The sequence below is a fragment of the Pseudoclavibacter sp. Marseille-Q434 genome, from assembly GCF_050315415.1.
Taxonomy (GTDB): Bacteria; Actinomycetota; Actinomycetes; order Actinomycetales; family Microbacteriaceae; genus Pseudoclavibacter.
In genome coordinates this window covers 288,502-312,188 of record NZ_JBNPQH010000003.1, presented here as the reverse complement: position 1 = coordinate 312,188, position 23,687 = coordinate 288,502, and the positions used below count along the sequence as shown (strand labels likewise).

Below are 23,687 nucleotides of genomic sequence, written 5' to 3'. Positions count from 1 at the left end.
GCTGGTGCGCTGGAAGCGCGGCGTTACTGCTGGGGGCCGTAGGGGAGGCGGGAGTCGAACTCCTGGGAGGTCCACTGCTCGCGCACCCAGCCGTGGGCGGGGTCGTCGCTGATGAGCCATTCGCGCGCCTCATCTGGGCCGGCCATGACGTTGAGGTAGTACAGGTCGTAGCCTGGGGCCGCGACGGCGGGGCCGTGGTAGCCGAACGGGACCAGCGCGATGTCCCCCGTGCGCACGATCTCGTTGATGGAGATCTCGCCCGCTGGCGACGTGTAGGTCGCGAACATGCCGAAGGCGTCAGCGCCCTCGGGGACCGTCGCGTTCTTGGTGGGCTCGCTCTCGAAGTAGTAGATCTCCTCGAGGCGGCTCTCGTGGCCCGGGTGGTGCTCGTCGTGCTTGTGGGGCGGGTACGACGACCAGTTCTCGGCCGGTGTGATGACCTCGCACACGATGAGCTTGGCGGCCTGCAGCGAGCCGGGGATGCCGAAGTTCTGCACCTGCCGGCTCGAGCGGCCGGCGCCGCGCAGCTCGACCGGCACGTCGCCCTTGCGGAGCACCTGGAACGGGAAGACCTGGGTCGTCGGCGCCTCGGCGACGGCGATCCTGCCGTTCCCCGTGACGACGGCGCTGGTGCCGACGGGCAGGTAGGCGACGTCTGCCGGACCGTCGAAGACCGAGGGGCGGCCCTCGAGCTCGACGGATGCGGGCGCATCCGTCCCGTCGAGCTCGAGGGCCGCGTCTCCGCGGAGGGGGATGACCATTCGCTCAATGTCGCCTGCGGGCAGCTCGAGGCGCACACCATCGGAGAGGTCTGCGACTCGGATGCCCGTGTGTTCCCAGCCGGGGAGCGTCGCATCGACGACGCTCTCCCAGCCGTCTCGCGAGAGGGCTCCGCGGGCCCTGAACCAGGTGTTCTCTGCTGTGTCCCTGGGGGAAGCTGCTGCGTGTGAGGACATTGCTCGTGAGTCTTTCTAGGTGCGAATGGTCTGGCTAGCCGGTGGAGGCTAGTCGTTCTGGGCTGCTCAGTCGTTCTCGGGGAAGCCGAGGTTGATGCCGCCGTGCTTGGCGGGGTCGAGCCAGCGGCTGGTGACGGCTTTCTCGCGGGTGTAGAAGTGGAAGCCCTGGAGGCCGTAGGCCTTGGAGTCGCCGAACGCGGAGTCCTTCCAGCCACCGAAGGAGTAGTAGGCGACGGGCACGGGGATGGGCACGTTGATGCCGATCATGCCGACCTGGATCTCGTTCTGGAAGCGTCGTGCGGCGCCGCCGTCGTTGGTGAAGATCGCGGTGCCGTTGCCGAACTGGCCGGTGTTGATGAGCTCCACGCCCTCCTCGAACGACTTGACGCGGACGATGCCGAGGACGGGGCCGAAGATCTCTTCCGTGTAGGCGCGGCTGGTGGTGGGGAGGTTGTCGATGAGGGTCGGGCCGAGCCAGAACCCGCCGTCGGCGCCTTCCGCCTTGATCTCGCGGCCGTCGACGAGCACGTCCGCGCCGTCGTCTTTCGCGATCTGGATGTAGGAGGCGATCTTGTCGCGGTGCACTTCCGAGACGATGGGGCCCATGTCGGGCTCCGTGTGGGTGTCGGTGGGGGTGCCGTCGCCGATGCGGAGCTTCGCGATGCGCTCGGTCACCTTCTCGATGAGCTGGTCGGCGACGGGCTCGATCGCGAGGACCACGCTGATGGCCATGCACCGCTCGCCCGCGGATCCGTAGCCGGCGTTGATGGCCTGGTCGGCGACGAGGTCGAGGTCGGCGTCGGGGAGCACGAGCATGTGGTTCTTCGCCCCGCCGAGGGCCTGGACTCTTTTGCCGTTCTTGGAGGCGGTCTCGTAGATGTACTGCGCGATGGGCGTGGAGCCGACGAAGCTGATCGCGGCGACGTCGTCGTGGTTCAGGAGGCCGTCGACGGCCTGCTTGTCGCCGTGGAGGACGTTGAAGACACCGTCGGGGAGGCCGGCTTCCTTCCAGAGCTCCGCGAGCCAGAGCGCCGCGGAGGGGTCCTTCTCGGAGGGCTTGAGCACGACCGTGTTGCCGACGGCGATCGCGATGGGGAAGAACCACATGGGCACCATCGCGGGGAAGTTGAAGGGGCTGATGATGCCGACCACGCCGAGCGCCTGCTTGATGGAGAACACATCCACACCGGTGGACGCGTTCTCGGTGAAGTCGCCCTTCATGATGTGGGGGAACCCGGTCGCGAGCTCCACGACCTCGAGGCCGCGCTGGATCTCACCGGCCGCGTCGGACACGACCTTGCCGTGCTCGGAGGTGATGATCTTCGCGAGCTCGAGCTTCCGCTCGTTCAGCAGCTCACGGAACTTGAAGATGATGTTCTGGCGCTTCGCGATCGAGGTGTTGGACCAGCCGGGGAACGCGGCCTTCGCGGCGGCGATCGCTGCGTTGATCTCGGCGTCGTCGGCGAGAGCGACGTTGCCCGTCGCGGTGCCGAGGGCGGGGTTGAAGACCGGCGAGGTGCGCGCCGGCGCGGTGGTCGAGTAAGCGCCGTCGATCCAGTGCTGGATCGTGGGCAGAGCAGTGTCAGTCATTGATCTTCCTTCGCTGTGGTGCACCGGGTTGGGAGCGGCGCGAGTGGATGCGGCAGCTGCCGCGAAGTGAGGGTGTCGGCGGTCCGAGCTCAGCTCGGGGTATGCACGAGGCGCGCGGCCGTGTCGACGGCCGCCGCGACGTCGCCGTCTGCGGGATAGAGGAGGGTGCGGCCGACGACGAGGCCGCGAACTCCGGGAAGCGCGAGGGCCTCGGCCCACTTCGCGTAGACCGCTTCCTGGTCGCCGTTCGGCTCTCCGCCGAGCAGCAGCGTCGGCATGGTCGTCGCCGCCATCACGCGCTCCATCTCGGGGACGACGGGCAGCTTCATCCAGGTCGACCCGGAGCTGTTGCCGAGACCCGAGGCGATGGCGATCGAGGTGATGACGGCGTCCGCCGAGAGGTCGTTGACGATCCGCCCGTCCTTCCACTCACTCATGAACGGCTCGAGCATGATCGGCAGGGAGGCCGCCGCCGCGTCGTCGACGGCGCGTGCGTTGGCCTCGAGCGTCGAGACCGTGCCCGCGTCGGAGAGGTTCACCCGCAGGAGGGTCTTCGCGAAGTCGATGCCGTCGCGCACCATCGAGTCGACGTCGTACCCGGTGAAGCGGTCGTCCATCTCGAAGCTCGCGCCCCGGAGTCCGCCGCGGTTCATGGAGCCGACGATGAGCTTGTCGTCGAGGGCACCGAGCAGGGCGAGATCGTCGATGATGTCGGGCGTGCCGAGCACGCCATCGACACCAGGGCGGGAGAGGGCGAGCGCGAGGCGGTCGAGCAGGTCGTAGCGATCGGCCATGGCCATGGCGTCGTCGCGGACGCCGAGCGCGCCGCGCGCCGGGTGGTCGGCCGCCACGAAGAAGAGCCTGCGGTCTTCTGGAAGCAGCGAAGCCCGGCGCTTCCGGCCGGCGAGCGCCTCGCGCAGCGCCGAAGGGCCGTCAGCTCGTGCGTCGCGGAGCTTCTCGAAGGCGGCCTCGTCGAGGATCCGGTACTGCTCAGGCAAGGGAGTTCTCCTTCAGGATCTCGTCGACCTCCGCCGTCGATGGCATGGCGGTCGAGCACTCGAGTCGCGAGGCCACGATGGCCCCGGCGACGTTCGCGAAGCGCAGGATGTGCTCGAGGTCCCAGCCGGCGATGAGGCCCTTGCAGAACGCGCCGCCGAAGCTGTCGCCGGCTCCGAGGCCGTTGATGACGTCGACGAAGTGCGTCGGCACCTCGATGGATCCCTCTCGGGTCTTGGCGAGGACACCGCGCGGGCCCTGCTTGACGACCGCGATGTCGACTCCTCGCTCGAGGAGCGCATCCGCTGCCCGCTGGGGCTCGGTCTCACCGACGGCGACCTCGCACTCCTCCTTGTTGCCGATGGCGATCGTCGACTGCGCGAGGATCGGCTCGATCGCGGCCGTCGCAGTTGCGGCATCCGGCCAGAACATGGCGCGGTAGTCGAGGTCGAGGATGGTGTGGTCGCGGCGGGCACGAGCGGCGAATGCGGCGTGGTGCGCGGCCCGGCTCGGCTCCTCGGAGAGGCCGGTGACGGTCGCCCAGAAGATCTTGGCGTCGCGGATCGCGTCGAGGTCGAGCGTCTCGGCCTCGATGTTGAGATCCGGTGCCTTGGGCTGCCGGTAGAAGTAGAGGGGGAAGTCGTCAGGCGGGAAGATCTCGCAGAACGTGACCGGAGTGGCGAGCGAGTCGTCACTCGTCACGAAGTCGCTCCTGACGCCGAGGCGCTCGAGCTCCCGCACGATGTAGCGGCCGAAGGGGTCGTCACCCGTGCGGGTGATGACCGCGGAGTTCAGGCCGTGCTTGGCGCCCGCGACCGCGACGTTCGTCGCACTGCCGCCGAGGAACTTCCCGAATGTGGAGACATCCTCTAGCCCGACACCGGTCTGGAGAGGGTAGATGTCGACGCCAACACGGCCGAGCGTGATGAGGTCGAACGCTGACGTTGCTGTTGTAGTGGTCATACGGCTCTGTACAACTTTCAGTCCGATGGTGAACGAGGACGAGAGTCAGCATACACCTATTGTCCTGACAAAGTAACAAAGTCGAACGGTCACCCTCATCGGCCCGATCTCCGGCCGCCGTTCGGCGTGTGTCAGGCCTTGAGCTCCTCGATGAGCGAGTCGACGACGGGGACAAGCGCGCCGTCGTGCCGGTCCGCCACGCGACGCTGCCGGTCGCTCGACGAGCCACCCTCGATGATCTCCGCGATCACGGCGAGCTCCCGCGTGCATCCGAGGTCTTCAGCGACCTGCAGGTAGTCGCCCTCGATGCGTTCGGCGAGCACCTCCGTCACGGGGCGCTCGTTGCCGTCCGCGTCCTCGATGATGATGGCGTCGAGTCCATAGCGGGCCGCACGCCATTTGTTCTCGCGCACGAACCACGACGGGAGGCGATCCGTGTCCCTGCCGGCGTCGAGCTCCCGAGACGCGTGCTCGACGATGACGTGGTTGAGCGCGACCATGGCTCCGAGCTCGCGGAGGTTCGTCGCCCCGTCCGAGATGCGGATCTCCACCGTGCCCCACTGCGCCGAGGGGCGCACGTCCCAGCGCAGCTCCTGCACCTCGTCGACGATGCCCGTGTGGAGCACGTCGTGGGCGACTCGCTCGTAGTCCTTCCACGTCTCCATCTCCGGCGGGAGGCCACCTGTCGGGAGCTGCTGGAAGATCATCGTGCGGTGGGAGCTGAAGGTCGTGTCCTCGCCCTGCCAGTACGGGCTCGATGCGGAGAGCGCGAGCATGAGGGGGTAGTTGGCGAGCGCGGCCCGCATGACCGCGGGCACCTTCCGGCAGTCCTCGATCCCGATGTGGGTGTGCACGCCCCAAATCGCGAGCTGCCCGCCCCAGCGCCCGGATCGCTCGGCGACCATGCGGTAGCGCTCACCGGGGGAGCGCTGCTGCTCGCGCCACTTCGAGAACGGATGCGTGCCGGAGCCGATGACCGCCGCACCAGCCTCGTCCGCGGCAGTCAGCAGGGAGTCCCTCAAGTCGCGCAGCTCGTCGACGGCCGCTCCCGCAGAACGGTGCACCCCCGACACGAGCTCGACGGTGTTCGTCAGGAACTCCTTCGTGAACCGCTCGTCGCCGAGGCGGTCGATGAGCTCTGGAGCGATGCCGGTCAGCTCGCGCGACGCAGCGTCGACGATACCGAGCTCCCATTCGACGCCGAGTGTCGAACGCTCTGATGAGGCGAAACGCATGGTTGAAGCGTAGACGCACCAGTGGTCGCGGCGTGTCTGCATTGCGGGGTATTCCGAATCCGCCGCAAGATAGGAGGAGGAGTCGGGCGACGGCAGGCGCCGCCCGCGAAGCGGAGGCCCTCATGCGCTACTCGGATGCACTCTCGGAGCTCGCGACCGCGGGTGCGCAGGACTTCGTTCCGTACGTCATCGGGGCCGTTCTGCTCGTGCTCCTCGGCGGCATCGTGCTCTTCTTCGTCCAGCGCCGACAGCGCGCAGCGGAACGCTCGAACGACTGGGCCGATGACCGCGACGGCCGCGGGACATCGAGCGATGATTCTGCGGTTGGCTAACTGGCCGAGAATCTGCCAAACTAGGCAGTTGAGCCTCGCGGGCTCGACCCTCTAATCCGGCCCGCGGTTCACCATTGAGCTCTGCCGAGTGTGCCCCACGCCCTCCGGCTGTCGTTCGCCGATACACACACCATCAGGAGACACGTGGCTGTCAAAATTCGTCTGAAGCGCCTGGGCAAGATCCGGGCACCCTACTACCGCATCGTCGTCGCCGACTCGCGCACCAAGCGCGACGGTCGCGTCATCGAGGAGATCGGCAAGTACCACCCCACCGAGAGCCCCTCGTTCATCGAGGTCAACTCGGAGCGTGCACAGTACTGGCTGAGCGTCGGCGCACAGGCCTCCGAGGCCGTCGTCGTGCTCCTCAAGCTCACGGGCGACTGGGGCAAGTTCACGGGCGAAGGCTCGACCGAGAACCAGGTCAAGGCGCCTGAGGGCAAGGTCCCCTTCGTTGCAGAGGCCGGCAAGAAGCCTGTCCTGCGCCCCAAGGCTGAGCCCAAGGCAGCTCCGGCCGCCGAAGAGGTCACCGAAGAAGCAGCGACCGAAGAGGTCGAGGCCTAGTCATGCTCGCTTCCGCGCTGGAACATCTCGTCAAGGGAATCGTCGATCACCCCGACGATGTCCGCGTGGACCGCAGCACGGCTGCGCGCGGCGAGGTCCTCGAAGTGCGCGTGCACTCCGAGGACCTCGGCCGCGTCATCGGTCGCTCCGGCCGCACCGCCAAGGCGCTGCGCACCGTCGTGACCGCGCTTGCCGACGGCCGCCGAGTTCGCGTCGACGTAGTTGACGACTGAGGTGGCAGGCAAGAAGAAGGGCATCACCCAGCTCCGTGTCGGTCGCCTCACCAAGGCCCACGGACTGAAGGGTGCCATCAAGCTCGAGCTCTTCACCGATGAGCCCGACCGGCGCTTCGTGCCGGGCGCGAGCTTCAGCCTCCAGGTGCCGACCGACAGCGAGTGGCACGGCAAGAGCCTGGAACTGCACGAACTCCGCTGGTACAACGGGCACCCCGTCGGCTTCTTCGTCGGCATCGCCGACCGAACGGCCGCGGAGAGCCTCGCGAAGGCCATCCTCTGGGTCGACTCCAACGACGCCGAAGAGCTCGAGGACGACGCCTGGTACGACCACCAGCTCGTCGGTCTCGACGTGCGGCGCGACGGCACGTCCGTCGGCCAGGTCATCCGCGTCGAGCACTTCCCAGCCCAGGACCTCCTCGTCGTCAAGACCGAGGACGCGGAGGTGCTCGTCCCACTCGTGAAGGCCATCGTCGCCGAGGTCGACCTCGAGGCCGGCACCGTCAGCATCACCCCGCCCAACGGCCTCTTCGAAGAGGTCGATGAGGCGCAGGTCGAAGCAGAGGCGCCCGCCGCCGAGCCCAAGGCTGACGCCGAATAGCCTCGTCCCCTCATCTGCGTTCTGCGCGCCCGCACTCAGCTGCGGGCGCGCATCCGCTTAAGCTGGAGCCCATGCGCGTCGACATCGTCACGATCTTCCCCGAGTTCTTCCAGGTGCTCGACGTCTCCCTGCTCGGCAAGGCGCGGCAGGACGGCATCATCGATGTTCGTGTGCACGACCTGCGCGATGCGACGACCGACCGGCACCGCACGGTCGACGACACCCCGTACGGCGGGGGCGCCGGCATGGTCATGAAGCCGGAGCCGTGGGGGCAGACGATCGACGCCATCCTGGGCGATGCTGCGCGTGATCGGGGTGCCTCGGAGCTCGCCGTCGCCGTCGCCGACGACGCCGAGGATGCGGATGCTCGACCGCTTGTCGTCTTCCCGTCGCCAGCCGGGACGGTCTTCACACAGGCGACCGCGAGGCGCTACGCGCTCGAGCCGCACATCGTCTTCGGCTGCGGTCGCTACGAGGGCATCGACCAGCGCGTCTTCGACGACACCGCCGAGCGTGCCAGGGTCGAGCTCGTCAGCCTCGGCGACTACGTGCTCAACGGGGGAGAGGTCGCCGTGACCGCGATGATCGAGGCGTTCGGTCGGCTCGTGCCAGGCGTCGTCGGCAACCCGGAGTCGCTCGTCGAGGAGTCGCACGAGGACGGCCTGCTCGAATACCCGAGCTACACGAAGCCAGCGCTGTGGCGAGGCCGAGAGGTCCCCGACGTGCTGCTGAGTGGCCACCACGCGAAGATCGCCGCGTGGCGCCGCGAGCAGCAGCTCGAGCGCACGCGCCGCGTCCGCCCCGAGCTGCTCCCGCCCGAACTCCGCTAGCCGCCGCCAGCTAGCTGCGGGCGGTGAGGATGATCGGGTCGCCGTCCGTGATGACGACCGTGTGCTCGCTGTGCGCGCCCCGCGAGCCGTCCGCGCTTCGGAGGGTCCAGCCGTCGGCATCCTGGACGAGCTTGTCCGTCGTCTCGAGCAGCCAGGGCTCGAGTGCCAGCACGAGGCCCGGCTTGAGCGGCATGCCGCGGTTCGCGCGTCCGCGGTTGGGGACGCTCGGCTCCTGGTGCATGGTTCGGCCGACCCCGTGGCCACCGAACTCGACGTTGACGGGGTAGCCGGCGTTCTTCGCGACCTGGCCGATGGCGTGTGAGATGTCCCCGAGCTTGTTGCCGGGGCGAGCGGCCTCGATGGCCGCCTCGAGTGCCACCTCGGTGGTGTCGATGAGGCGCAGGTCGGCCTCGCGGGGCGTGCCCACGACCACCGTGATCGCCGAGTCGCTGACCCAGCCGTCGACGGCGACGGCGAAGTCGAGCGTGAGGACGTCGCCGTCCTTGAGCGAGTAGTCGTGCGGGAGTCCGTGGAGGACGGCGTCGTTGACCGACGTGCAGATGACCTTGCCGAACGGCGAGGCGCCGAAGGAGGGGTGGTAGTCGATGTAGCAGCTCTTCGCGCCGCGCTTCGTGATGAGCTCGTGGGCCCTGGCATCGAGCTCGAGGAGGTTCGTGCCGACCGCGGCGCTCTGCGAGAGCTCGCTGAGGACCTCCGCGACGAAGCGCCCCGCGGGTCGCATCTCTTCGATTTCGTTCTGGGTGCGCAGCTCGATCATCCGCCAATCGTACCGGCGCTCGTGCCATGAGCGAACGTCTCTGCCTCCGCTCGGGATCCTCCCGTAGCGTTGCACCATGGGCATCGGCCGTCTCGTCTACCGCGCACTCCTCCCCGCTGCGCTCTTCCTCGCAGCCTGGCAGTTCGTGGGCTGGCTCATCCTGGGTGCGCCGGTTGGGCGCCTCTTCGTCTTCGGCTTCGCGGGTCTCGCGGCCGTCGCGGGGCTGCTCATCCTCTCCGCGAACTTCTGGCTCCGGCCGGACATCCGGGAGAGCAAGGCCCTGCCAGCGCGCGACCTGCCGCTCATCATCGTGCCGTGGCTGCTCTGGGCGGCCGGCGCCGTGGTTCCGGATGCGCCGGGCCTCTGGGTGCTCGCCGCCGCGTTCCTGTCGATGGTGGTCGCAGGCTCCATCGCGCGTCGCCGGCTCACCGCCGTGGTCCAGGAGCGCCTCGCCGCTGCGCAGGCGGCCGGCCCGCAGGCGAACCCGTTCGGCCTCTTCGGCACGATGCCGGGGATGGCGGGGCCCGGAATGCCCGGAACGCCTGGGACGCCGGGAAACAGGACGCCGACGTCGGGGCCCGGGGGCGCCTCCGGGCCGGATGCCGGCAAGATCATCACGCTCGACGCCGAACCGGACGACGAACGCCGCTGAGCTGGCCCGCTCTCGCATTGCGGGGGCAACGTCGGCATGGTTTACTGGATCCTTGTGCCGCGGCTCGACTCTGCCACAGGGGACGAGAGCACTTCGCGATGCACGCCAACCTCTTCACTGACCTTCGCAGCCGACCTGTGGCGACTGCAGAGAGCGAAATCATGACCAACGTTATCGATGTCATCGACGCAGCATCGCTGCGCAGCGATGTCCCAGACTTCCGCCCCGGCGACACCGTCAAGGTGCACGTGAACATCGTCGAAGGCACGCGCTCGCGCGTCCAGGTCTTCCAGGGTGTTGTCATCGCACGTCAGGGCGCCGGCGTCCGCGAGACCTTCACGGTCCGCAAGGTCAGCTTCCAGGTGGGCGTCGAGCGCACGTTCCCCGTGCACACCCCGGTCATCGAGAAGATCGAGATCGTCTCCCGCGGCGCCGTGCGTCGCGCGAAGCTCTACTACCTGCGTGGACGTCGTGGCAAGGCTGCGAAGATCCGTGAGAAGCGCGACAACTAAGCTTCAAGCAGTAGGCGAATGGCTCCCCAACGCGGGAGCCATTCGTGTCGTTCCACACACTGACTGAGGGTTCCGCCACCGCGGACCGACCGCGAGGGGGAGCCATGGGCGACGCGAGTGCGCGCGACCTCCGCGCCCCATCCCACGGCAGACCGCCCCATGAGGGGCGGCACCGCCTCGGGCGAGCCGCACGGCCCGCCGGGCTCGGCTCCTCCGCGATCGCCGACGCGCCCATCCACGCCACCGGGCTCATCGCCGACGACGAGCCGGTTCCGGCGCCCAGTCGTGGTCTCGGCAAGGCCATGCTCTCGTTCGCGCGCGACCTGGTCATCGTCGCCGTCCTCGCGATCGTCATGTCGATGCTCATCAAGACGTTCCTGCTCCGACCCTTCTACATCCCCTCGGCATCGATGAACGACACCCTCGTCGTCGAGGACCGAGTGCTCGTGAACCTGCTGGTCCCAGATCTGGTCGGCATCGAGCGCGGCGACATCGTCGTGTTCGAGGACCCGGGCGGATGGCTGCCCGTGGTCACGCCACCCGCCAAGTCGGGCTCGCAGGCGGCCGTCGATGGCGCGCTCGAGTTCGTCGGGTTGAAGCCCGAGGAGACGAGCAACCACCTCATCAAGCGTGTCATCGGCCTGCCTGGCGACGTCGTCTCCTGCTGCAACGAGTACGGGCAGGTGCTCATCAACGGGCTGCCGATCGGCGAGCCGTACCTGCTGCTCCAGGACGGTCAGGCCGCATCCGGAATGCCGTTCGACGTGACCGTGCCGGAAGGTCACCTGTGGGTCATGGGCGACAACCGCTACAACTCCGAGGACTCCCGCTACCACCAGGACGAGCCAGGGGGCGGCTTCGTGCCCGTCGACGACGTCGTCGGCAAGGCGTTCCTGCTCAACTGGCCGCTCGACAGGTTCACGTTCCTCGGGAACTACCCAGAGGTCTTCGATCGCGTGCCCGAGCGGACGGACCAGGAGTGACCCCACCGGTCGACCCGACGCTCGAGCTCGAACGCGAGCTGCTGCTCACCGCCCCGGTCGTCATCGGCGTCGACGAGGTCGGGCGCGGCGCGATCGCCGGCCCGGTCGCGGTGGGCGCGTGTGCCATCGACGTCAGACGGATCGAGCTCACGGCGCCCGCTGGTGTGCGCGACTCGAAGCTGCTGAGCGCGAAGCGCCGACTCGAGGCGCGCGCTGGCATCGAGGCGTGGGCGATGGGCGTCGGCGTCGGCTACGCGAGCGCCATCGAGATCGACGAACGCGGCATCACGGCCTGCCTCGGGGCGGCCGCCAAGAGGGCCCTCGCCGAGCTGCACGCGATCGGGGTGCCGGTCGCGGATGCGGTGGTGCTGCTGGACGGCTCGCACGACTGGCTCTCTCCGTGCCTCTCGACGCCGCTGCGCGTCGTGGTGCGACCGAAAGCCGACCGCGACTGCACCTCCGTGGCCGCGGCCTCTGTGATCGCGAAGCTCGAGCGCGACGCCCTCATGGTCTCGGCTGCGGAAGCGCATCCCGAGTACCTGTGGGAGTCGAACAAGGGATACGGCAGCGCGGCCCACCTCGCGGCGATCGCAGCGACGGGGCCGAGCGAGCTCCACCGGCACACGTGGCTTCGGGCCGCGACCCCCTAGACTGGGCGGATCATGGACGACGAGAATTTCGACGATTACGAGCGCGAGCAGGAGCTCTCCCTGTTTCGCGAGTACCGCGACGTCGCGGGGCAGTTCAAGTACGTGATCGAGACCGAACGCCGCTTCTACCTCGCGAACAGCGTGGACCTGGTCAGGCGCGACACCGAGCACGACTTCTACTTCGAGCTCACGATGAAGGACGTCTGGGTCTGGGACATCTACCGCTCCGACCGCTTCGTGAAGCAGGTTCGAGTGCTGACGTTCAAGGACGTCAACGTCGAGGAGACCGGTTCGAAGGAGTTCGAGCTCCCCAAGGAGCTCGCACTCGACGAGTAGCGCGGACGGGCCCCGGAGGGCACTCGCGCTCGAGCGGACGCGACGCGCCGCCTGAACGCCGATGTCGGTGGTTCGTGGGAGCCTCATGGGGTGACAGACACGACGATTCCCGAGGCCACCGCAGCCGCCGCAACCCAGATCCTCCGGGCCCTGGTCGGCCGAGACGACGCAGTCTTCCACGACGGGCAGCTCGAGGCGATCTCGGCGATCGTCGATGAGCGGAGGCGAGTCCTCGTCGTGCAGCGCACGGGCTGGGGCAAATCGGCCGTCTACTTCATCGCGAGCCTCATGCTGCGCGCCAGGGGAGCGGGCCCGACCATCCTCATCTCGCCGCTGCTCGCGCTCATGCGCGACCAGGTGGAGGCCGCGAGCCGGGCGGGTGTCCGCGCCGTGTCGATGTCGTCGGCGAACGCGCACGAGTGGGCGAGCATCCGCGAGCAGCTGGCGGCCGACGAGATCGACGTGCTGCTCGTCTCGCCCGAGCGGCTCAACAACCCCGAGTTCAGAGACACGCAGCTGCCCGAGCTCTTGGCACGCACGGGCCTCGTCGTGGTCGACGAGGCGCACTGCATCTCCGACTGGGGCCACGACTTCCGCCCCGACTACCGACGCATCGCGTCGCTGATCTCCGGTCTGGGCGCCGACATCCCCGTGCTCGCGACGACCGCGACCGCGAACGAGCGCGTGGTGCACGACATCGAGGAGCAGCTCGGCCGCAGCGGCATCCTGACCATCCGCGGCCCGCTCGCCCGTGCGAGCCTGCGCCTCGGCGTGCTGCGGCTCGGCAACGCCCGTGAGCGACTCGCCTGGCTGCTGCAGCACCTCGACGAGCTCCCGGGGTCCGGCATCATCTACACCCTCACCGTGGCTGGCGCCGAAGACACATCAGCGGCGCTCCGCGAGGCGGGCATCCACGCGCCCGCGTACACGGGCAAGACCGACCCAGACGAGCGCGAGCGCCTCGAGGGCGCGCTCAAGCGCAACGAGGTCAAGGCGCTCGTCGCGACGAGTGCGCTCGGCATGGGCTTCGACAAACCCGACCTGGGTTTCGTGGTGCACCTCGGCGCACCGTCGTCACCTGTGGCCTACTACCAGCAGGTGGGCCGTGCCGGGCGATCAAGCGCCTCCGCCGACGTGCTGCTCCTGCCAGGTGAGGAGGACCGTGCCATCTGGGAGTACTTCGCGACGGTCTCCATGCCAGACGAGGAGCGCGCCCAGGCGGTACTCGGCGCGCTCGGAGGTTCGCCCAGGTCGACGGTCGCGCTCGAGTCTGCGGTCGACCTCCGCCGGTCGCGCCTCGAGCTGCTGCTGAAGGTGCTCGATGTCGACGGCGCCGTGCGGCGCGAGCAGGGCGGCTGGGTCTCCACCGGGCAGGCGTGGAGCTACGACGGCGACCGCTACTCGCGCATCGCCGCGGCCCGGTCCGCGGAGGCACAGGCCATGATCGACTACGAGCGCACCGACGGCTGCCGCATGGAGTTCCTGCAGCGACAGCTCGACGACTCGACTGCCGCCCCGTGCGGGCGCTGCGACAACTGCGCGGGCATCTGGTTCGACTCGACGACAGACGCGGCGGTGCAGGCGCGGGCCGGTGCCGCGCTCGACCGTGTCGGCGCCGACATCGCACCGCGACGCCAATGGCCGAGCGGCATGGCGAGCCTCGGCGTCGACCTCAAGGGGCGCATCCCGAAAGAGCAGCAGGCGGCCGAGGGGCGTGTGCTCGCGCGGCTCAGCGACCTCGGCTGGGGTGGGCCGCTGCGCGAGCTGTTCGCTGCTGCCGGTCCGGAGACGGCCGTGACGGGGCCGCTCCTGCAGGCGTGCATCCGCATCCTCTCCGAGTGGAAGTGGGACGCGCGCCCGCAGGCCGTTGCTTTCGTCCCATCGCGCTCGAGGCCCAGGTTGAGCGCGTCGCTTGCCGAGGGCATCGCCGAGGCGGGCCGCCTACCACTTCTCGGCTCCCTGGACCTGGTCCGCGGCGGGCCTGCCGGTCAGCCTGGAGGGAACAGCGCGTTCCGGCTCTCGAACGTCGAGGGCCGGTTCTCGGCAGGCTCGCTTGAGGTCCCGGCGGGGCCCGTGCTCCTCATCGATGACTTCGTCGACAGCGGCTGGACGATGACGGTGTGCGCGCGCGAGCTTCGTCTCGCCGGGGCGAGCGCCGTGCTGCCGCTGGCCCTCGCGCAGAAGGGCTGAGCCGGGGCCCGACTGCAGCCGGGCTCAGCCGGGCTTGTTCTCGGGTGCCCCCGAGCAGGGCTGGGGGCGACCGCGTCCCTCTGACGCCGACGTCTCCCGGACGTCGGCACGCTGCCGAAGCCACTGCCCCGTTGCCGTGCCGCACTCTGCTGACGTCGTGACTGTGGGCAAGAGGTTGTCCACACCGTCCCTCCTCGTCGCTGGTCGGACGCTCGTGGCAGGTCAGACTCCCGGCAAGGGAGGTGGTGCGGATGCGTGCCAAGGATCAGCTGGGGCGGCTCGGAGAGAATCTCGCGACCGCGTACCTGGAGGAGCACGGCCACGACGTGGTGGAGCGGAACTGGCGCTGTCGGGAGGGCGAGATCGACATCGTCTCGCGGCAGGGCGGGTACATCGTCTTCACGGAGGTGAAGGCGAGGCGTTCGACCGCGGCGGGGCATCCGCTCGAGGCGATCACGCCCGTGAAGCTCGCGCGCATGCGGAGACTCGCGGGGCTCTGGATGCTCGCGCATCCCGATGAGCGCGGCGCGATGCGCCTCGACGTGGTCGCGGTGGTCGCGCCGCACGACCGAGCGCCCAATGTGGAGCACGTTGCTGGGGTCGGCGCGTGACGCAGGGCACGGTCGGCCACTCGGTGGCGATCGCGCTCGAGGGGCTCGGAGGCGAGCTCGTCGAGGTCGAGACGCAGATCAGCCCCGGCCTGCCGTTCTTCAAGCTCGTCGGGCTGCCCGACACCTCGCTCGGGGAAGCGCGCGAGCGAGTCCGAGCCGCGCTGCAGAGCTCCGGATGCCCGCTGCCGGCCAGCCGAGTCATCACGAACATGTACCCGGCGTCGCTGCGCAAGCACGGCGCCGGGTTCGACCTCGCGATCGCCGTCTCGTTCCTGGCCGCGGCGGGCATCATCTCAGCAGAATCGCCGACCAGGGCCGTGCACATCGGGGAGCTCTCGTTGACGGGGCAGGTCAGGGCGGTCGTCGGCGTCCTGCCGGCCGTCGCCGCCGCCAGGGCCGCGGGGTTCGACACCGTGGTCGTGCCGGCAGACTCGAAAGCCGAGGCGGAGCTCGTCGAGGACATCCGCGTGGTCGCCGTCGCCTCGCTCCGGGCCGTCGCGCTGCACTACGGCGCGGACGCCGACGACCTCACGGAGGAGCTGGCGTATCCCTCCAGCCCCGCAGCCAGGTCCACCGCACGGGAAAAGCAGCCAGGCGACAGCGCCCGCCCGCACCAGCACCTGCAGCAGCACGAGCAGGACACGGCGCTCGACCTCTCCGACGTCGTCGGCAACGAAGCGGCCGTGCGCACCCTCGTCATCGCCGCAGCCGGCGGCCACCACCTGCTGATGCTCGGGCCACCAGGCGCAGGCAAGACCATGCTGGCGGAGCGACTGCCGGGCATCCTGCCCGATCTCGAACCTGAGGCGGCCGTCACGCTTGCCGCGGTTCGCTCGCTCCGCGGCATTCCGCTCTCAGCGCGCCTCGACCGCCGGCCGCCGTTCGAAGCGCCGCACCACACGGCTTCGACGGTCGCGCTGCTCGGAGGCGGCAGCGGCATGATCCGCCCAGGCGCCATCTCCCTCGCGACGGGCGGAGTGCTCTTCCTCGACGAGGCGCCGGAGTTCTCACGCCACACGCTCGATTCGATGCGGCAGCCACTCGAGAACGGCGTCATCGAGATCCATCGTGCGCAGGGGAGGGCCGCCTACCCGGCCGAGATGCAGCTCGTGCTGGCCGCGAACCCCTGCCCCTGCGGCAACCACGGCGACCCAGACGCCGATTGCCGCTGCGACGCATCCGCACCTCGACGCTACCTCGCTCGCCTCTCCGGTCCGCTGCTCGACCGGATCGACCTCCAGCTGCGCGTCGAGCGGGTCTCCGCGGCCCGCGCCCGACTCGTCGACCACGAGGCGCAGCTCGAAGAACCCGGCAGCTCTGGCGCACGATCGGCCACCAGCACCGCCGATGCGCGGGAGATGGTCCGCCTGGCCAGGGAGCGCGCACGCCAACGCCTGGCAGCCACGCCCTGGAGCCTCAACGCCCGAGTCATCTCACGATGGCTCCGAACTCCCGCCAACCGCCCCACGCGAGAGGCGTACGCGCCGCTCGCGGTTGCGCTCGAGCGCGGGCAGGTCACCATGCGCGGGCACGACCGTGTGCTCCGGGTCGCCTGGACGATCGCGGACCTCGCCGGGGTGCCTCGCCCCGAACTCCAGCACGTCCAAGAGGCACTCTCCTACCGAATCAGATTGGGGTAGCTCGCCGTGCACACACCGTTCGAACCAGGCACCCACCAGTCCTCTGCAGCTGCGGAAGCGACCCGTCACGGTCGGCCTGACGTCGACCAGATGCGCGCGGCGCTCTCGGGGGTGAGCAGGCCTGGCACCGACGCGACGAGGGACGACGAGGTGCGAGCCCGCATCGCGCAGCTCGCCTGGTCGTGCACCGTCGAACCAGGCGATGCCACTGCGGGGCTCCTCCTCGGAGCGCTCGGGCCAGTCGCGGCTCTCGACGCCGTCACCTCGGGTGCGCTGCTGCAGCGTGCCAGGGAGCGCGGATCCGGGGCGGGGATCCCACTCGCCGACCTCGCCTCCGCCCTCGAGCGATGGCGAGATCGCCTCGATATCGACCGGACCTTGGCCATCTTGCGAAACTCCGCGAAACTCGGAGTGCTGGCCGTGCTTCCGGGCGACCCGGAGTGGCCGACGCAGCTCGATGACCTCGGACCGCATGCCCCGTGCGCGCTCTGGGTGCGCGGCTCCGTCGACACCCTTCGCCAGCTCGCCCCCTCAGTGGCCCTCGTCGGAGCCCGAGCCTCGACCACGTACGGCGAAGAAGTCACCGTGCGGCTCGCGAGCGGGCTCGCGAACCGCGGCTACGCGCTCGTCTCCGGCGGGGCGTACGGCATCGACGCAGTCGCTCACCGCGTCGCGCTCGCGGAAGACGCCACGACGGTCGCGGTGCTGGCGGGCGGCCCGGATCGGCTCTACCCGCAGGGCAACCGTGCGCTGCTCGAGCGCATCATCGCGCAGGGTGCGCTGGTCTCGGAGCTGCCGGTCGGCCAGGCGCCCACCCGGTGGAGGTTCCTCCAGCGCAACCGGATCATCAGCGCCCTCGCCTCCGCCACGGTCGTGGTCGAGGCGGGCCGTCGCTCTGGTGCCGCCAACACGGCCGCCCACACGCTCACACTCGGACGACCACTCGGTGCGGTGCCCGGCCCCGTCACGAGCGCGGCATCCGTGGGCTGCCATCGTCTGCTCCGAGAAACGGACGCGACGCTCATCACCTCCGTCGACGACATCGTCGAGATGCTCGGACAGAGCCAGACAGCTGAGCTGGCGTTGCCGGACGGCGCTTCGTGGCCAGGGGAGCGCGGCTCAGTCGCTGACGTCAGCGAGCGACTCTCCTCCAACGCCGTTCGCGCGAAAGACGCACTGCGAGTCGCAAGACCGCAGCGCATCGACGCCGTCGGCTCTTCGGCCGGGCTCACCACAGCCGAGACCGCCGCGGGGCTCGCCGAGCTCGAGATGCATCAGCTCGCTCGCGAGACGCCCGCCGGATGGGTGAAAGCGCCGAACACGAGGTGATGACGGGGCGTCGGATGCCCCCGGCCCCCGGGCAGTCGTGGTCAGCGCGGCGGCTGCAGGTGCTCGCGGTAGCTCGACACGACGCCCTGCAGGTAGCGGACGATGACCTCGCGCTCGCCTTCATCGAACTCCTGGGCAACCGAGTCGATGTCCATGATCATCGGCGCGAGCAGGCCGCGAGCCTTCGCCGTCGACCCCTCATCCGGCACGACGAGCACACCGCGACGGTCGCTCGGGTTCGGCTCCCGGCGCACATGCCCCGCCTTCACGAGCCGATCGACCACGACGGTCACCGCGGCAGTCGTGATGCCCAGCCTCCGAGCTATGTCGGACGGCGTGAGATGACCCGACGAGATGAGGTGCTGCATGGCGACCAGATCGGTGTGGTTCACGTCGAGTTCCTTCGCGACGACCACCTCGTACTCGTCCGAGATCGTGAGGATCTCGCGCAGCAGCGCCGTCGACTCATGGACGCGCGGAAACGCGCGACCCCGCTCATCCCCGGATTGCATGACATCCATCCTAGCGCTAAGTTAGCTAAGCAAATTGATTACTAGTGGATTTAGGCGGTTCGACCATGGGCGGGATCATCCGATTCATCACCGGCAAGGCGAGTGGTGCGATCGTCATCGCCGTCTTCGTCGCCCTCAGCGGCCTCGCTTTCTTCTGGGGCTCGGGTGAGAGCGGCGACGTGGCACCGGCGGGCGACCTGCCCGCATCTGCCGAGTCGGCGAAGGTGGAGGAGGCGCTCGCATCCTTCGAGACCGAGGACAGCTCGGCCGCGCTGTTCGTGTTCCATCGTGAGGGTGAGGCGCTCACGCCCGACGACCTCGCCGCCGTCGCCGCGGCCAGCCCCGGCATCGCCGAAGCGGCCGGAGTCGAGGCCCTGCCGCCCGCCTTCCCGGCCGAAGACGGCGAGGCCATGATCCTCACGGTGCCCCTCGACGCCACGAGCGACGTGGAAGCGCAGTCCGCGCGGGCCGAAGCGCTCCGCGCCGCAGCGGCAGACGGACTCCCAGATGGTCTGGTCCCGGTCATGACCGGGCCCGAGGGCTTCGCCGTCGACATCGCAGCCGTCTTCGAGGGCGCCAACTTCACGCTGCTCACCGTCACCGTGCTCGTCGTGGCCTTCCTCCTCATCGTCACCTACCGCAGCCCGGTGCTCTGGCTCATCCCGCTCTCCGTCGTCGGTCTCGCCGACGGCGTCGCGGGGATCGTCTCGACCCGCATCGTTGGCGCCTTCGATCTGACGATGGATGCATCGATCAAGGGCATCCTGTCAGTGCTCGTCTTCGGCGCTGGCACGAACTACGCCCTCCTTCTCATCGCCAGGTACCGCGACGAGCTCCGCGTCTCGGAAGACCGGCGCGAGGCCATGGCAACGGCGCTTCGCGGAGCCGGTCCCGCCATCATCGCCAGCGGTGGCACTGTCGCGCTGAGCCTGGCGACGCTGCTCTTCGCCTCGCTCGGCGGCAACGTCGTGCTCGGCCTGGCCTGCGCCATCGGAGTGGTCGTGGCGATGGCCTTCGCGCTCGCGCTCCTGCCAGCGACGCTCGTGCTGTTCCCCCGAGGGATCTTCTGGCCGGTGGTGCCTCGAGTCGGCGACGACCAGCACGGCAAGGGGTTCTGGTTCAAGCTCGGCACGGGCGTCTCGAAGCGTCCGGCCGTCGTGGCTGGAGCAGGAATCGTCGTGCTCATCGCGCTCGCGGCCATCGCGCCGAGCATCAAGGTCGGCCTCGCGCAGACGGAGCGCTTCACGTCGACACCGGAGGCGGTCGTCGGTCAGGAGCTGCTCAACGACCACTTCCCCGACCTGGCTGGAGCCCCCGCGATCGTCGTCTCGCAGGCTGACCAGGCGGAGGCGGTGGCGCAGCGAGCTGCTGAGATCGAGGGCGTCGCGTCGGCGGTGGTGGGCGATTCCAATGGAACTCTGACGCGCATCGACGTCGCCCTCTCGTCTCCTGCGGAGACCGAGGAAGCGCTCGCCACGGTTGAACGGTTGCGCGCCGAGCTGTCACAGGTCGACGGGGCGGGGGCCATCGTGGGAGGGCTCGACGCGCAGGCGCTTGACGAGCAGGCCGCCCAGGACCGCGACCAGCTCCTGCTGTTCCCGTTGATCCTCGCCGTCGTCTTCGTCGTGCTCCTGCTGCTGCTGCGCTCACTGGTGGCGCCGATTCTGCTCCTGCTGACCGTCGTCGGCTCATTCTTCGCCTCAGTTGGGGCGAGCTGGCTCCTGTTCACCAGCGTCTTCGGCTTCCCGGCCCTCGACACGTCCGTGCTGCTGTTCAGCTTCCTGTTCCTCGTCGCCCTCGGTGTCGACTACAACATCTTCCTCGTGACGAGGGCACGCGAGGAGGCCGCGAAGCACGGCACGAGGGATGGCATGATCCGCTCCCTGTCGGCGACGGGCGGGGTGATCACGAGCGCCGGGATCCTGCTGGCCGCGGTCTTCGCCGCGCTCGGTGTGCTGCCGCTCATCACGCTCACCCAGATCGGCATCATCGTCTGCGTCGGTGTCCTGCTGGACACCCTGCTGGTGCGCACGGTGATCGTGCCCGCGCTTGCGTTCCTGACGGGGGACCGCTTCTGGTGGCCGAGCAAGGGGGCCCCCGGCGGCAGGCACCCGGCTCACGCGAAACCGGCGCACGCCGCTTCGGCGCGGGATGCATCGGTGCATGAGGGATCCAGCCCGTCCGAACCGGCGCACGCCAAGCCGTAGGAGTTGTCCGGGTCGCCGCCAGCTCTCCGGGTGGCGACCTACGATGGTCGCCATGCAGGAGCTCTCGCATGCGGTCGACACGTACCTGCGTTCGCTGCGCGCCGAGCGCGGGTTGTCCCCTCGGACGGTCCAGGCGTATGCCAGCGATCTGAGTCTGCTGCTCGACTCGTGCGAGCACCAGGGTGTGGACGCCTTGGACGGGCTCACGTTGGAGGTCTTCCGCGACGTGTTGTGGCAGCAGACGCAGGCGGGCAAGGCTGCGTCGAGCCTTGCTCGGATGGCGGCCTCGTTCCGGGGGTTCACGTCGTGGCTCGAGGAGACGGGCCGCGGTGCGGACTCTGCTCGTCGCCTGAAGAGCCCGAAGGCTGGCTCGACTCTGCCTCGGGTGGTGTCGGCAGAGGGGATGCGGGGCATCCTCGATGCGCTCGCGGATCGCGCGTCGAGCGGTGATCCTGTTGAGGTGCGTGACCTCGCGATCATCGAGCTGCTCTACGCGTCCGGCATCCGCGTCTCGGAGTGCTGTTCGCTGGACGTCGGCGCCGTTGATCTCGGTCGGCGGGTCGTCAGGGTCGTCGGGAAGGGGGACAAGGAGCGTGTTGTCCCCTTCGGTGCTCACGCCGCGAAGGCGATCGATGGGTGGCTCTCGTCTGGTCGACCGTTGCTGGAGCAGCCTCAGTCTGGCGGGGCCCTGTTCTTGGGTGTGCGCGGTGGGCGAATGGATGCTCGCACGGTGTACGCCCTCTCCCGGGAGGTGCTCGGGGCCGCGCCCGGCGGGGGTCCGTCTGGCCCGCACACGTTCCGACACACGGCGGCGACACATCTGCTTGACGGGGGAGCCGACCTGCGGGCCGTGCAGGAGATCCTCGGTCACTCTGATCTCGGGACGACGCAGATCTACACGCACGTCTCGGCCGATCGGCTGAGGGCGTCGTACGTGCAGGCGCATCCACGAGCCTGAACGGCCGGACCGGTGCCGCGCGTGCTCAGACGATGATGTCGTTCGCGTTCGCGTTCGCGTTCGCGTTCTTGTCCGTGTCCGCGTCAGGGGCAGTCGTCTGACGCCTTCGTCTGCGTTCACATCCGTGTCCGTGTCCGTGTCCGTGTCTGCGTCTGCATCTGCGGCTGACGTTCGCGTCCGCAGGTTCTGGTGTTCGAGAGGGCGAGGGGGGCATGCGCGGAGCCGCGACGGCTGGGGTCGTCCGTCGCGGCGCGCATGCGCGGGTGTGTCTCTCATTCTGGGTGTGGCGCCTCCCTTCCCGGGCTGGGCCCGCGGTCTGCTCGCTTGGCTGGCGTGGGCTGGGGCCTTCGAGCGCGTCCGTTCGGCAGTGCTCGTGAGGGGTGTCAGGCCTGGCGTCGTCGGCTCAGGAATCCCCAGGCCAGGGCGAGCGCGCCGATGACAAGTGCACCACCGCCGAGGAGGAGCGGCCAGCTCACGGCCGTTGCCCCGGTCTGGGCGAGTGCCTCCGGCTGGGGGCTCGTCGGCGTTGTCGGTCCTGCAACCGCCGTGCCCGCTGTGCCCGCCGGCGTGGACGTGGACGTGGAAGGGGTGTTCGGCGGTACTGCCGTCGATGTCCATGTCGATGTTGCACTCGCTGTCGGGCTCTGCGAAGTGCTTGGGCCAACGGTCGCCGCGACGGGTGTGCTCGGCGGTGTGTGCGCGTCTGTGGTGGTCTGAGGTGCGGGCGTCGTGCTGGGCGCTGGGGTCTGCGTGTCGGGTGCTGGCGGCTTCGCCGTCGCCGTCGCCGTCGGCGTTGTCGTCGACGGAGCGGACGAGGCGGGCGGTGGCGTCATGATCGGACTGCTGCTGGGCGTCGGTGTGATGCTCGGCGCAGCTGTTGGGATGGGGGTCGGCGTCGGCGTCGTGGTCGGTGCCTGCGTCGGAGCCTGCGTGGGTGGTGCCGTCACGGACGGCGTTGGGCTCGGGATGCGCGGGGGAGCGGCCGTGCGCGTCGGGGTCGGGGTCGGGGTCGGCGAGGCTGTCGCTGTCGCTGTCGCTGTCGCTGTCGCTGTCGGTGTCAGGCTGGCGTCGGCACTCGGGGCACGCGGTCCTGGCCCACTACGGTGAACTCGCCGGGGACCGTGCCTCCGCTGCTCCCGAGCAGCTGCGCGCCCGGGGTGTGGAGCAGCAGGATCTTCGCGGCCCATGGTTCCGACGGCGCGGTGACCTTCGCCGTCGCGCTGACCGTGACGGGGCCCCGCTCGAAGCCGGCGGGCACGACCACGATCGGTGATGCTTCCCCGACGGTGAGCGTCGCGGTGTCGGTTGCCGTGGACGCGAAGGTCGCGCCTGAGAGCACCACCGTGCCGGTGGCGCCCGAGAGGTCTGATGACAGCGTGACGGTGCCCTTCTTGGCATCGGCGGCGTCGGTGGTGAACTGCAGGCTCCCCGAGTGGTTCGCGAGTACTCGCGCTCCGACCTTCGTCGCCCCCTCGCGGATGGTCGCGAGCGTGCTGCTGACCTCGCCCCTCCGGTCCGCGGGTACTCGTCCGAGGTAGTGCTCGTCTCCGCTCGTCCCGTGGCTGGCGTAGCTGTCCGGGGCGGCGAGCGACCAGACGAACATCGCGACGGCGCTCGTCACGACGGGGTCAGCGGATTGCCCGTGCGTGGAGATCGCCCAGTTCACCCGCGCGGTGCTGTCATCGTTCATCTGGAACTGCTGGCCGTCCACCACATCACCTTTCGTGGTCTCGTCAAGCGGGCGTGGGAGCCACGGCTGCAGGCAGTACACGTTGCGTCCCTCGAAGCTGTAGGCGCCGATCCGCCCCTGCCCGCCGTTCTGAACGTCGTCGAAGCCCGGGCCGTAGCCCGCCGCGCTTGCGGACTGCGCCCCGGAGAAGAGGAGGAAGGTCGCGGCCATCGCGAGCATGGCGATTCCCGCTCCGGCTCGCGACAGGCGGGCCAGGAGGCCGCGCGCAGTTCGATGTCGGCCTGGGGAAGTGCCGTCCGCGGTTCGTGAGCGGCGTCGAGGAAGGAGAGACATGTGGTGCCT

26 protein-coding genes are annotated in these 23,687 nt (G+C 69.3%); 18 read left to right on the top strand and 8 right to left on the bottom strand.

The genetic code is table 11. The features are described 5' to 3' along the window. Positions 1-23: 23 nt before the first annotated feature. The 5 genes from iolB to ACQFZP_RS13665 form a co-directional block, all read right to left on the bottom strand. A complete protein-coding gene (iolB, locus tag ACQFZP_RS13685; RefSeq protein ID WP_211891686.1) occupies positions 24-956 on the bottom strand; it encodes a 5-deoxy-glucuronate isomerase in 933 nt (310 codons plus the stop codon). 66 nt (positions 957-1,022) lie between these two features. After that, positions 1,023-2,546 carry a CoA-acylating methylmalonate-semialdehyde dehydrogenase gene (locus tag ACQFZP_RS13680; RefSeq protein WP_211891685.1) on the bottom strand — a complete coding sequence of 508 codons (1,524 nt, stop codon included), beginning with the start codon at positions 2,544-2,546 and terminating at the stop codon, positions 1,023-1,025. 89 nt (positions 2,547-2,635) lie between these two features. Next, positions 2,636-3,544 carry a Cgl0159 family (beta/alpha)8-fold protein gene (locus ACQFZP_RS13675; protein ID WP_249312499.1) on the bottom strand — a complete coding sequence of 303 codons (909 nt, stop codon included), beginning with the start codon at positions 3,542-3,544 and terminating at the stop codon, positions 2,636-2,638. Further along, on the bottom strand, positions 3,537-4,505 hold the full coding sequence (iolC, locus tag ACQFZP_RS13670) for a 5-dehydro-2-deoxygluconokinase (RefSeq protein WP_104311331.1): 969 nt from the start codon (positions 4,503-4,505) through the stop codon (positions 3,537-3,539). Before iolC ends, ACQFZP_RS13675 begins: the two co-directional genes overlap by 8 nt. Before the next feature lie 131 nt (positions 4,506-4,636). After that, complete coding sequence (locus tag ACQFZP_RS13665) at positions 4,637-5,740, bottom strand: glutamate--cysteine ligase (RefSeq protein WP_211891684.1); 1,104 nt, start codon at positions 5,738-5,740, stop codon at positions 4,637-4,639. A 122-nt stretch (positions 5,741-5,862) separates the two neighbouring features. Between ACQFZP_RS13665 and ACQFZP_RS13660 the strand changes: the two genes are divergently transcribed. The 5 genes from ACQFZP_RS13660 (at position 5,863) to trmD (ending at position 8,297) form a co-directional block, all read left to right on the top strand. Further along, positions 5,863-6,072, top strand: coding sequence for a hypothetical protein (locus tag ACQFZP_RS13660; RefSeq protein ID WP_104311332.1), 210 nt, complete (start codon positions 5,863-5,865; stop codon positions 6,070-6,072). Positions 6,073-6,216: 144 nt separating this feature from the next. Continuing rightward, complete coding sequence (gene rpsP / locus ACQFZP_RS13655; protein ID WP_211891683.1) at positions 6,217-6,633, top strand: 30S ribosomal protein S16; 417 nt, start codon at positions 6,217-6,219, stop codon at positions 6,631-6,633. A gap of 2 nt (positions 6,634-6,635) precedes the next feature. Then, a complete protein-coding gene (locus tag ACQFZP_RS13650) occupies positions 6,636-6,866 on the top strand; it encodes an RNA-binding protein (RefSeq protein WP_068484100.1) in 231 nt (76 codons plus the stop codon). A 1-nt stretch (position 6,867) separates the two neighbouring features. After that, a complete protein-coding gene (rimM, locus tag ACQFZP_RS13645; protein WP_104311334.1) occupies positions 6,868-7,467 on the top strand; it encodes a ribosome maturation factor RimM in 600 nt (199 codons plus the stop codon). 71 nt (positions 7,468-7,538) lie between these two features. Next, positions 7,539-8,297: a tRNA (guanosine(37)-N1)-methyltransferase TrmD gene (gene trmD / locus ACQFZP_RS13640; protein WP_211891682.1), complete on the top strand. Its 759-nt coding sequence runs from the start codon at positions 7,539-7,541 to the stop codon at positions 8,295-8,297. Positions 8,298-8,307: 10 nt separating this feature from the next. On the opposite strand, the gene map is transcribed toward trmD, so the two are convergent. Continuing rightward, complete coding sequence (gene map / locus ACQFZP_RS13635) at positions 8,308-9,075, bottom strand: type I methionyl aminopeptidase (protein WP_104311336.1); 768 nt, start codon at positions 9,073-9,075, stop codon at positions 8,308-8,310. Positions 9,076-9,151: 76 nt separating this feature from the next. On the opposite strand from map, the gene ACQFZP_RS13630 reads away from it, so the two are divergent. From ACQFZP_RS13630 to dprA, 9 genes are all read left to right on the top strand, one after another. Next, positions 9,152-9,727 carry a hypothetical protein gene (locus ACQFZP_RS13630; protein ID WP_211891681.1) on the top strand — a complete coding sequence of 192 codons (576 nt, stop codon included), beginning with the start codon at positions 9,152-9,154 and terminating at the stop codon, positions 9,725-9,727. Between the two features lie 161 nt (positions 9,728-9,888). Beyond that, positions 9,889-10,239 carry a 50S ribosomal protein L19 gene (gene rplS, locus ACQFZP_RS13625; protein ID WP_068484112.1) on the top strand — a complete coding sequence of 117 codons (351 nt, stop codon included), beginning with the start codon at positions 9,889-9,891 and terminating at the stop codon, positions 10,237-10,239. Positions 10,240-10,343: 104 nt separating this feature from the next. Beyond that, positions 10,344-11,222, top strand: a complete 879-nt coding sequence (gene lepB, locus ACQFZP_RS13620) for a signal peptidase I (RefSeq protein ID WP_249312498.1) — start codon at positions 10,344-10,346, stop codon at positions 11,220-11,222. Then, a complete protein-coding gene (locus ACQFZP_RS13615) occupies positions 11,219-11,872 on the top strand; it encodes a ribonuclease HII (protein WP_258068050.1) in 654 nt (217 codons plus the stop codon). The genes lepB and ACQFZP_RS13615 overlap by 4 nt, the downstream gene beginning before the upstream one ends. Before the next feature lie 12 nt (positions 11,873-11,884). Continuing rightward, complete coding sequence (locus tag ACQFZP_RS13610; RefSeq protein ID WP_068484088.1) at positions 11,885-12,208, top strand: DUF2469 family protein; 324 nt, start codon at positions 11,885-11,887, stop codon at positions 12,206-12,208. Between the two features lie 90 nt (positions 12,209-12,298). Then, positions 12,299-14,398, top strand: a complete 2,100-nt coding sequence (locus ACQFZP_RS13605; protein ID WP_307852850.1) for a RecQ family ATP-dependent DNA helicase — start codon at positions 12,299-12,301, stop codon at positions 14,396-14,398. Positions 14,399-14,649: 251 nt separating this feature from the next. Beyond that, positions 14,650-15,009 carry a YraN family protein gene (locus tag ACQFZP_RS13600; protein ID WP_104311340.1) on the top strand — a complete coding sequence of 120 codons (360 nt, stop codon included), beginning with the start codon at positions 14,650-14,652 and terminating at the stop codon, positions 15,007-15,009. Next, a complete protein-coding gene (locus ACQFZP_RS13595; protein ID WP_211891680.1) occupies positions 15,006-16,649 on the top strand; it encodes a YifB family Mg chelatase-like AAA ATPase in 1,644 nt (547 codons plus the stop codon). The genes ACQFZP_RS13600 and ACQFZP_RS13595 overlap by 4 nt, the downstream gene beginning before the upstream one ends. A gap of 6 nt (positions 16,650-16,655) precedes the next feature. After that, positions 16,656-17,978 (top strand): DNA-processing protein DprA, encoded by a 1,323-nt coding sequence (dprA, locus tag ACQFZP_RS13590; RefSeq protein ID WP_307852848.1) that lies wholly within the window; start codon positions 16,656-16,658, stop codon positions 17,976-17,978. Positions 17,979-18,019: 41 nt separating this feature from the next. On the opposite strand, the gene ACQFZP_RS13585 is transcribed toward dprA, so the two are convergent. Further along, on the bottom strand, positions 18,020-18,490 hold the full coding sequence (locus tag ACQFZP_RS13585; protein WP_104253194.1) for a MarR family winged helix-turn-helix transcriptional regulator: 471 nt from the start codon (positions 18,488-18,490) through the stop codon (positions 18,020-18,022). 65 nt (positions 18,491-18,555) lie between these two features. On the opposite strand from ACQFZP_RS13585, the gene ACQFZP_RS13580 reads away from it, so the two are divergent. The 4 genes from ACQFZP_RS13580 to ACQFZP_RS13565 all read left to right on the top strand — a co-directional run bounded on the left by ACQFZP_RS13580 (position 18,556) and on the right by ACQFZP_RS13565 (position 22,762). Beyond that, the gene (locus tag ACQFZP_RS13580; protein ID WP_211891679.1) at positions 18,556-20,697 is read left to right on the top strand and encodes an MMPL family transporter; all 2,142 of its coding nucleotides are present in this window, start codon (positions 18,556-18,558) and stop codon (positions 20,695-20,697) included. Between the two features lie 52 nt (positions 20,698-20,749). Further along, positions 20,750-21,655 carry a tyrosine recombinase XerC gene (locus tag ACQFZP_RS13575; RefSeq protein ID WP_104311344.1) on the top strand — a complete coding sequence of 302 codons (906 nt, stop codon included), beginning with the start codon at positions 20,750-20,752 and terminating at the stop codon, positions 21,653-21,655. A 435-nt stretch (positions 21,656-22,090) separates the two neighbouring features. Then, positions 22,091-22,372: a hypothetical protein gene (locus ACQFZP_RS13570; protein WP_211891678.1), complete on the top strand. Its 282-nt coding sequence runs from the start codon at positions 22,091-22,093 to the stop codon at positions 22,370-22,372. Positions 22,373-22,384: 12 nt separating this feature from the next. After that, positions 22,385-22,762, top strand: a complete 378-nt coding sequence (locus ACQFZP_RS13565; RefSeq protein ID WP_211891677.1) for a hypothetical protein — start codon at positions 22,385-22,387, stop codon at positions 22,760-22,762. Here the strand turns inward: ACQFZP_RS13565 and ACQFZP_RS13560 are convergent. Beyond that, positions 22,713-23,564 (bottom strand): hypothetical protein, encoded by an 852-nt coding sequence (locus tag ACQFZP_RS13560; protein ID WP_211891676.1) that lies wholly within the window; start codon positions 23,562-23,564, stop codon positions 22,713-22,715. The genes ACQFZP_RS13565 and ACQFZP_RS13560 overlap by 50 nt on opposite strands. Positions 23,565-23,687: the final 123 nt, after the last annotated feature.

Excerpts from the sequence above, each read along its gene's own strand:
- iolB (WP_211891686.1), bottom strand. The coding sequence starts at position 956 with ATGTCCTCACACGCAGCAGCTTCCCCCAGGGACACAGCAGAGAACACC.
- ACQFZP_RS13680 (WP_211891685.1), bottom strand. The coding sequence starts at position 2,546 with ATGACTGACACTGCTCTGCCCACGATCCAGCACTGGATCGACGGCGCT.
- iolC (WP_104311331.1), bottom strand. The coding sequence starts at position 4,505 with ATGACCACTACAACAGCAACGTCAGCGTTCGACCTCATCACGCTCGGC.
- ACQFZP_RS13665 (WP_211891684.1), bottom strand. The coding sequence starts at position 5,740 with ATGCGTTTCGCCTCATCAGAGCGTTCGACACTCGGCGTCGAATGGGAG.
- ACQFZP_RS13660 (WP_104311332.1), top strand. The coding sequence starts at position 5,863 with ATGCGCTACTCGGATGCACTCTCGGAGCTCGCGACCGCGGGTGCGCAG.
- ACQFZP_RS13650 (WP_068484100.1), top strand. The coding sequence starts at position 6,636 with ATGCTCGCTTCCGCGCTGGAACATCTCGTCAAGGGAATCGTCGATCAC.
- trmD (WP_211891682.1), top strand. The coding sequence starts at position 7,539 with ATGCGCGTCGACATCGTCACGATCTTCCCCGAGTTCTTCCAGGTGCTC.
- map (WP_104311336.1), bottom strand. The coding sequence starts at position 9,075 with ATGATCGAGCTGCGCACCCAGAACGAAATCGAAGAGATGCGACCCGCG.
- ACQFZP_RS13630 (WP_211891681.1), top strand. The coding sequence starts at position 9,152 with ATGGGCATCGGCCGTCTCGTCTACCGCGCACTCCTCCCCGCTGCGCTC.
- rplS (WP_068484112.1), top strand. The coding sequence starts at position 9,889 with ATGACCAACGTTATCGATGTCATCGACGCAGCATCGCTGCGCAGCGAT.
- lepB (WP_249312498.1), top strand. The coding sequence starts at position 10,344 with ATGGGCGACGCGAGTGCGCGCGACCTCCGCGCCCCATCCCACGGCAGA.
- ACQFZP_RS13610 (WP_068484088.1), top strand. The coding sequence starts at position 11,885 with ATGGACGACGAGAATTTCGACGATTACGAGCGCGAGCAGGAGCTCTCC.
- ACQFZP_RS13600 (WP_104311340.1), top strand. The coding sequence starts at position 14,650 with ATGCGTGCCAAGGATCAGCTGGGGCGGCTCGGAGAGAATCTCGCGACC.
- ACQFZP_RS13585 (WP_104253194.1), bottom strand. The coding sequence starts at position 18,490 with ATGCAATCCGGGGATGAGCGGGGTCGCGCGTTTCCGCGCGTCCATGAG.
- ACQFZP_RS13580 (WP_211891679.1), top strand. The coding sequence starts at position 18,556 with ATGGGCGGGATCATCCGATTCATCACCGGCAAGGCGAGTGGTGCGATC.
- ACQFZP_RS13575 (WP_104311344.1), top strand. The coding sequence starts at position 20,750 with ATGCAGGAGCTCTCGCATGCGGTCGACACGTACCTGCGTTCGCTGCGC.
- ACQFZP_RS13570 (WP_211891678.1), top strand. The coding sequence starts at position 22,091 with ATGACAAGTGCACCACCGCCGAGGAGGAGCGGCCAGCTCACGGCCGTT.
- ACQFZP_RS13560 (WP_211891676.1), bottom strand. The coding sequence starts at position 23,564 with ATGCTCGCGATGGCCGCGACCTTCCTCCTCTTCTCCGGGGCGCAGTCC.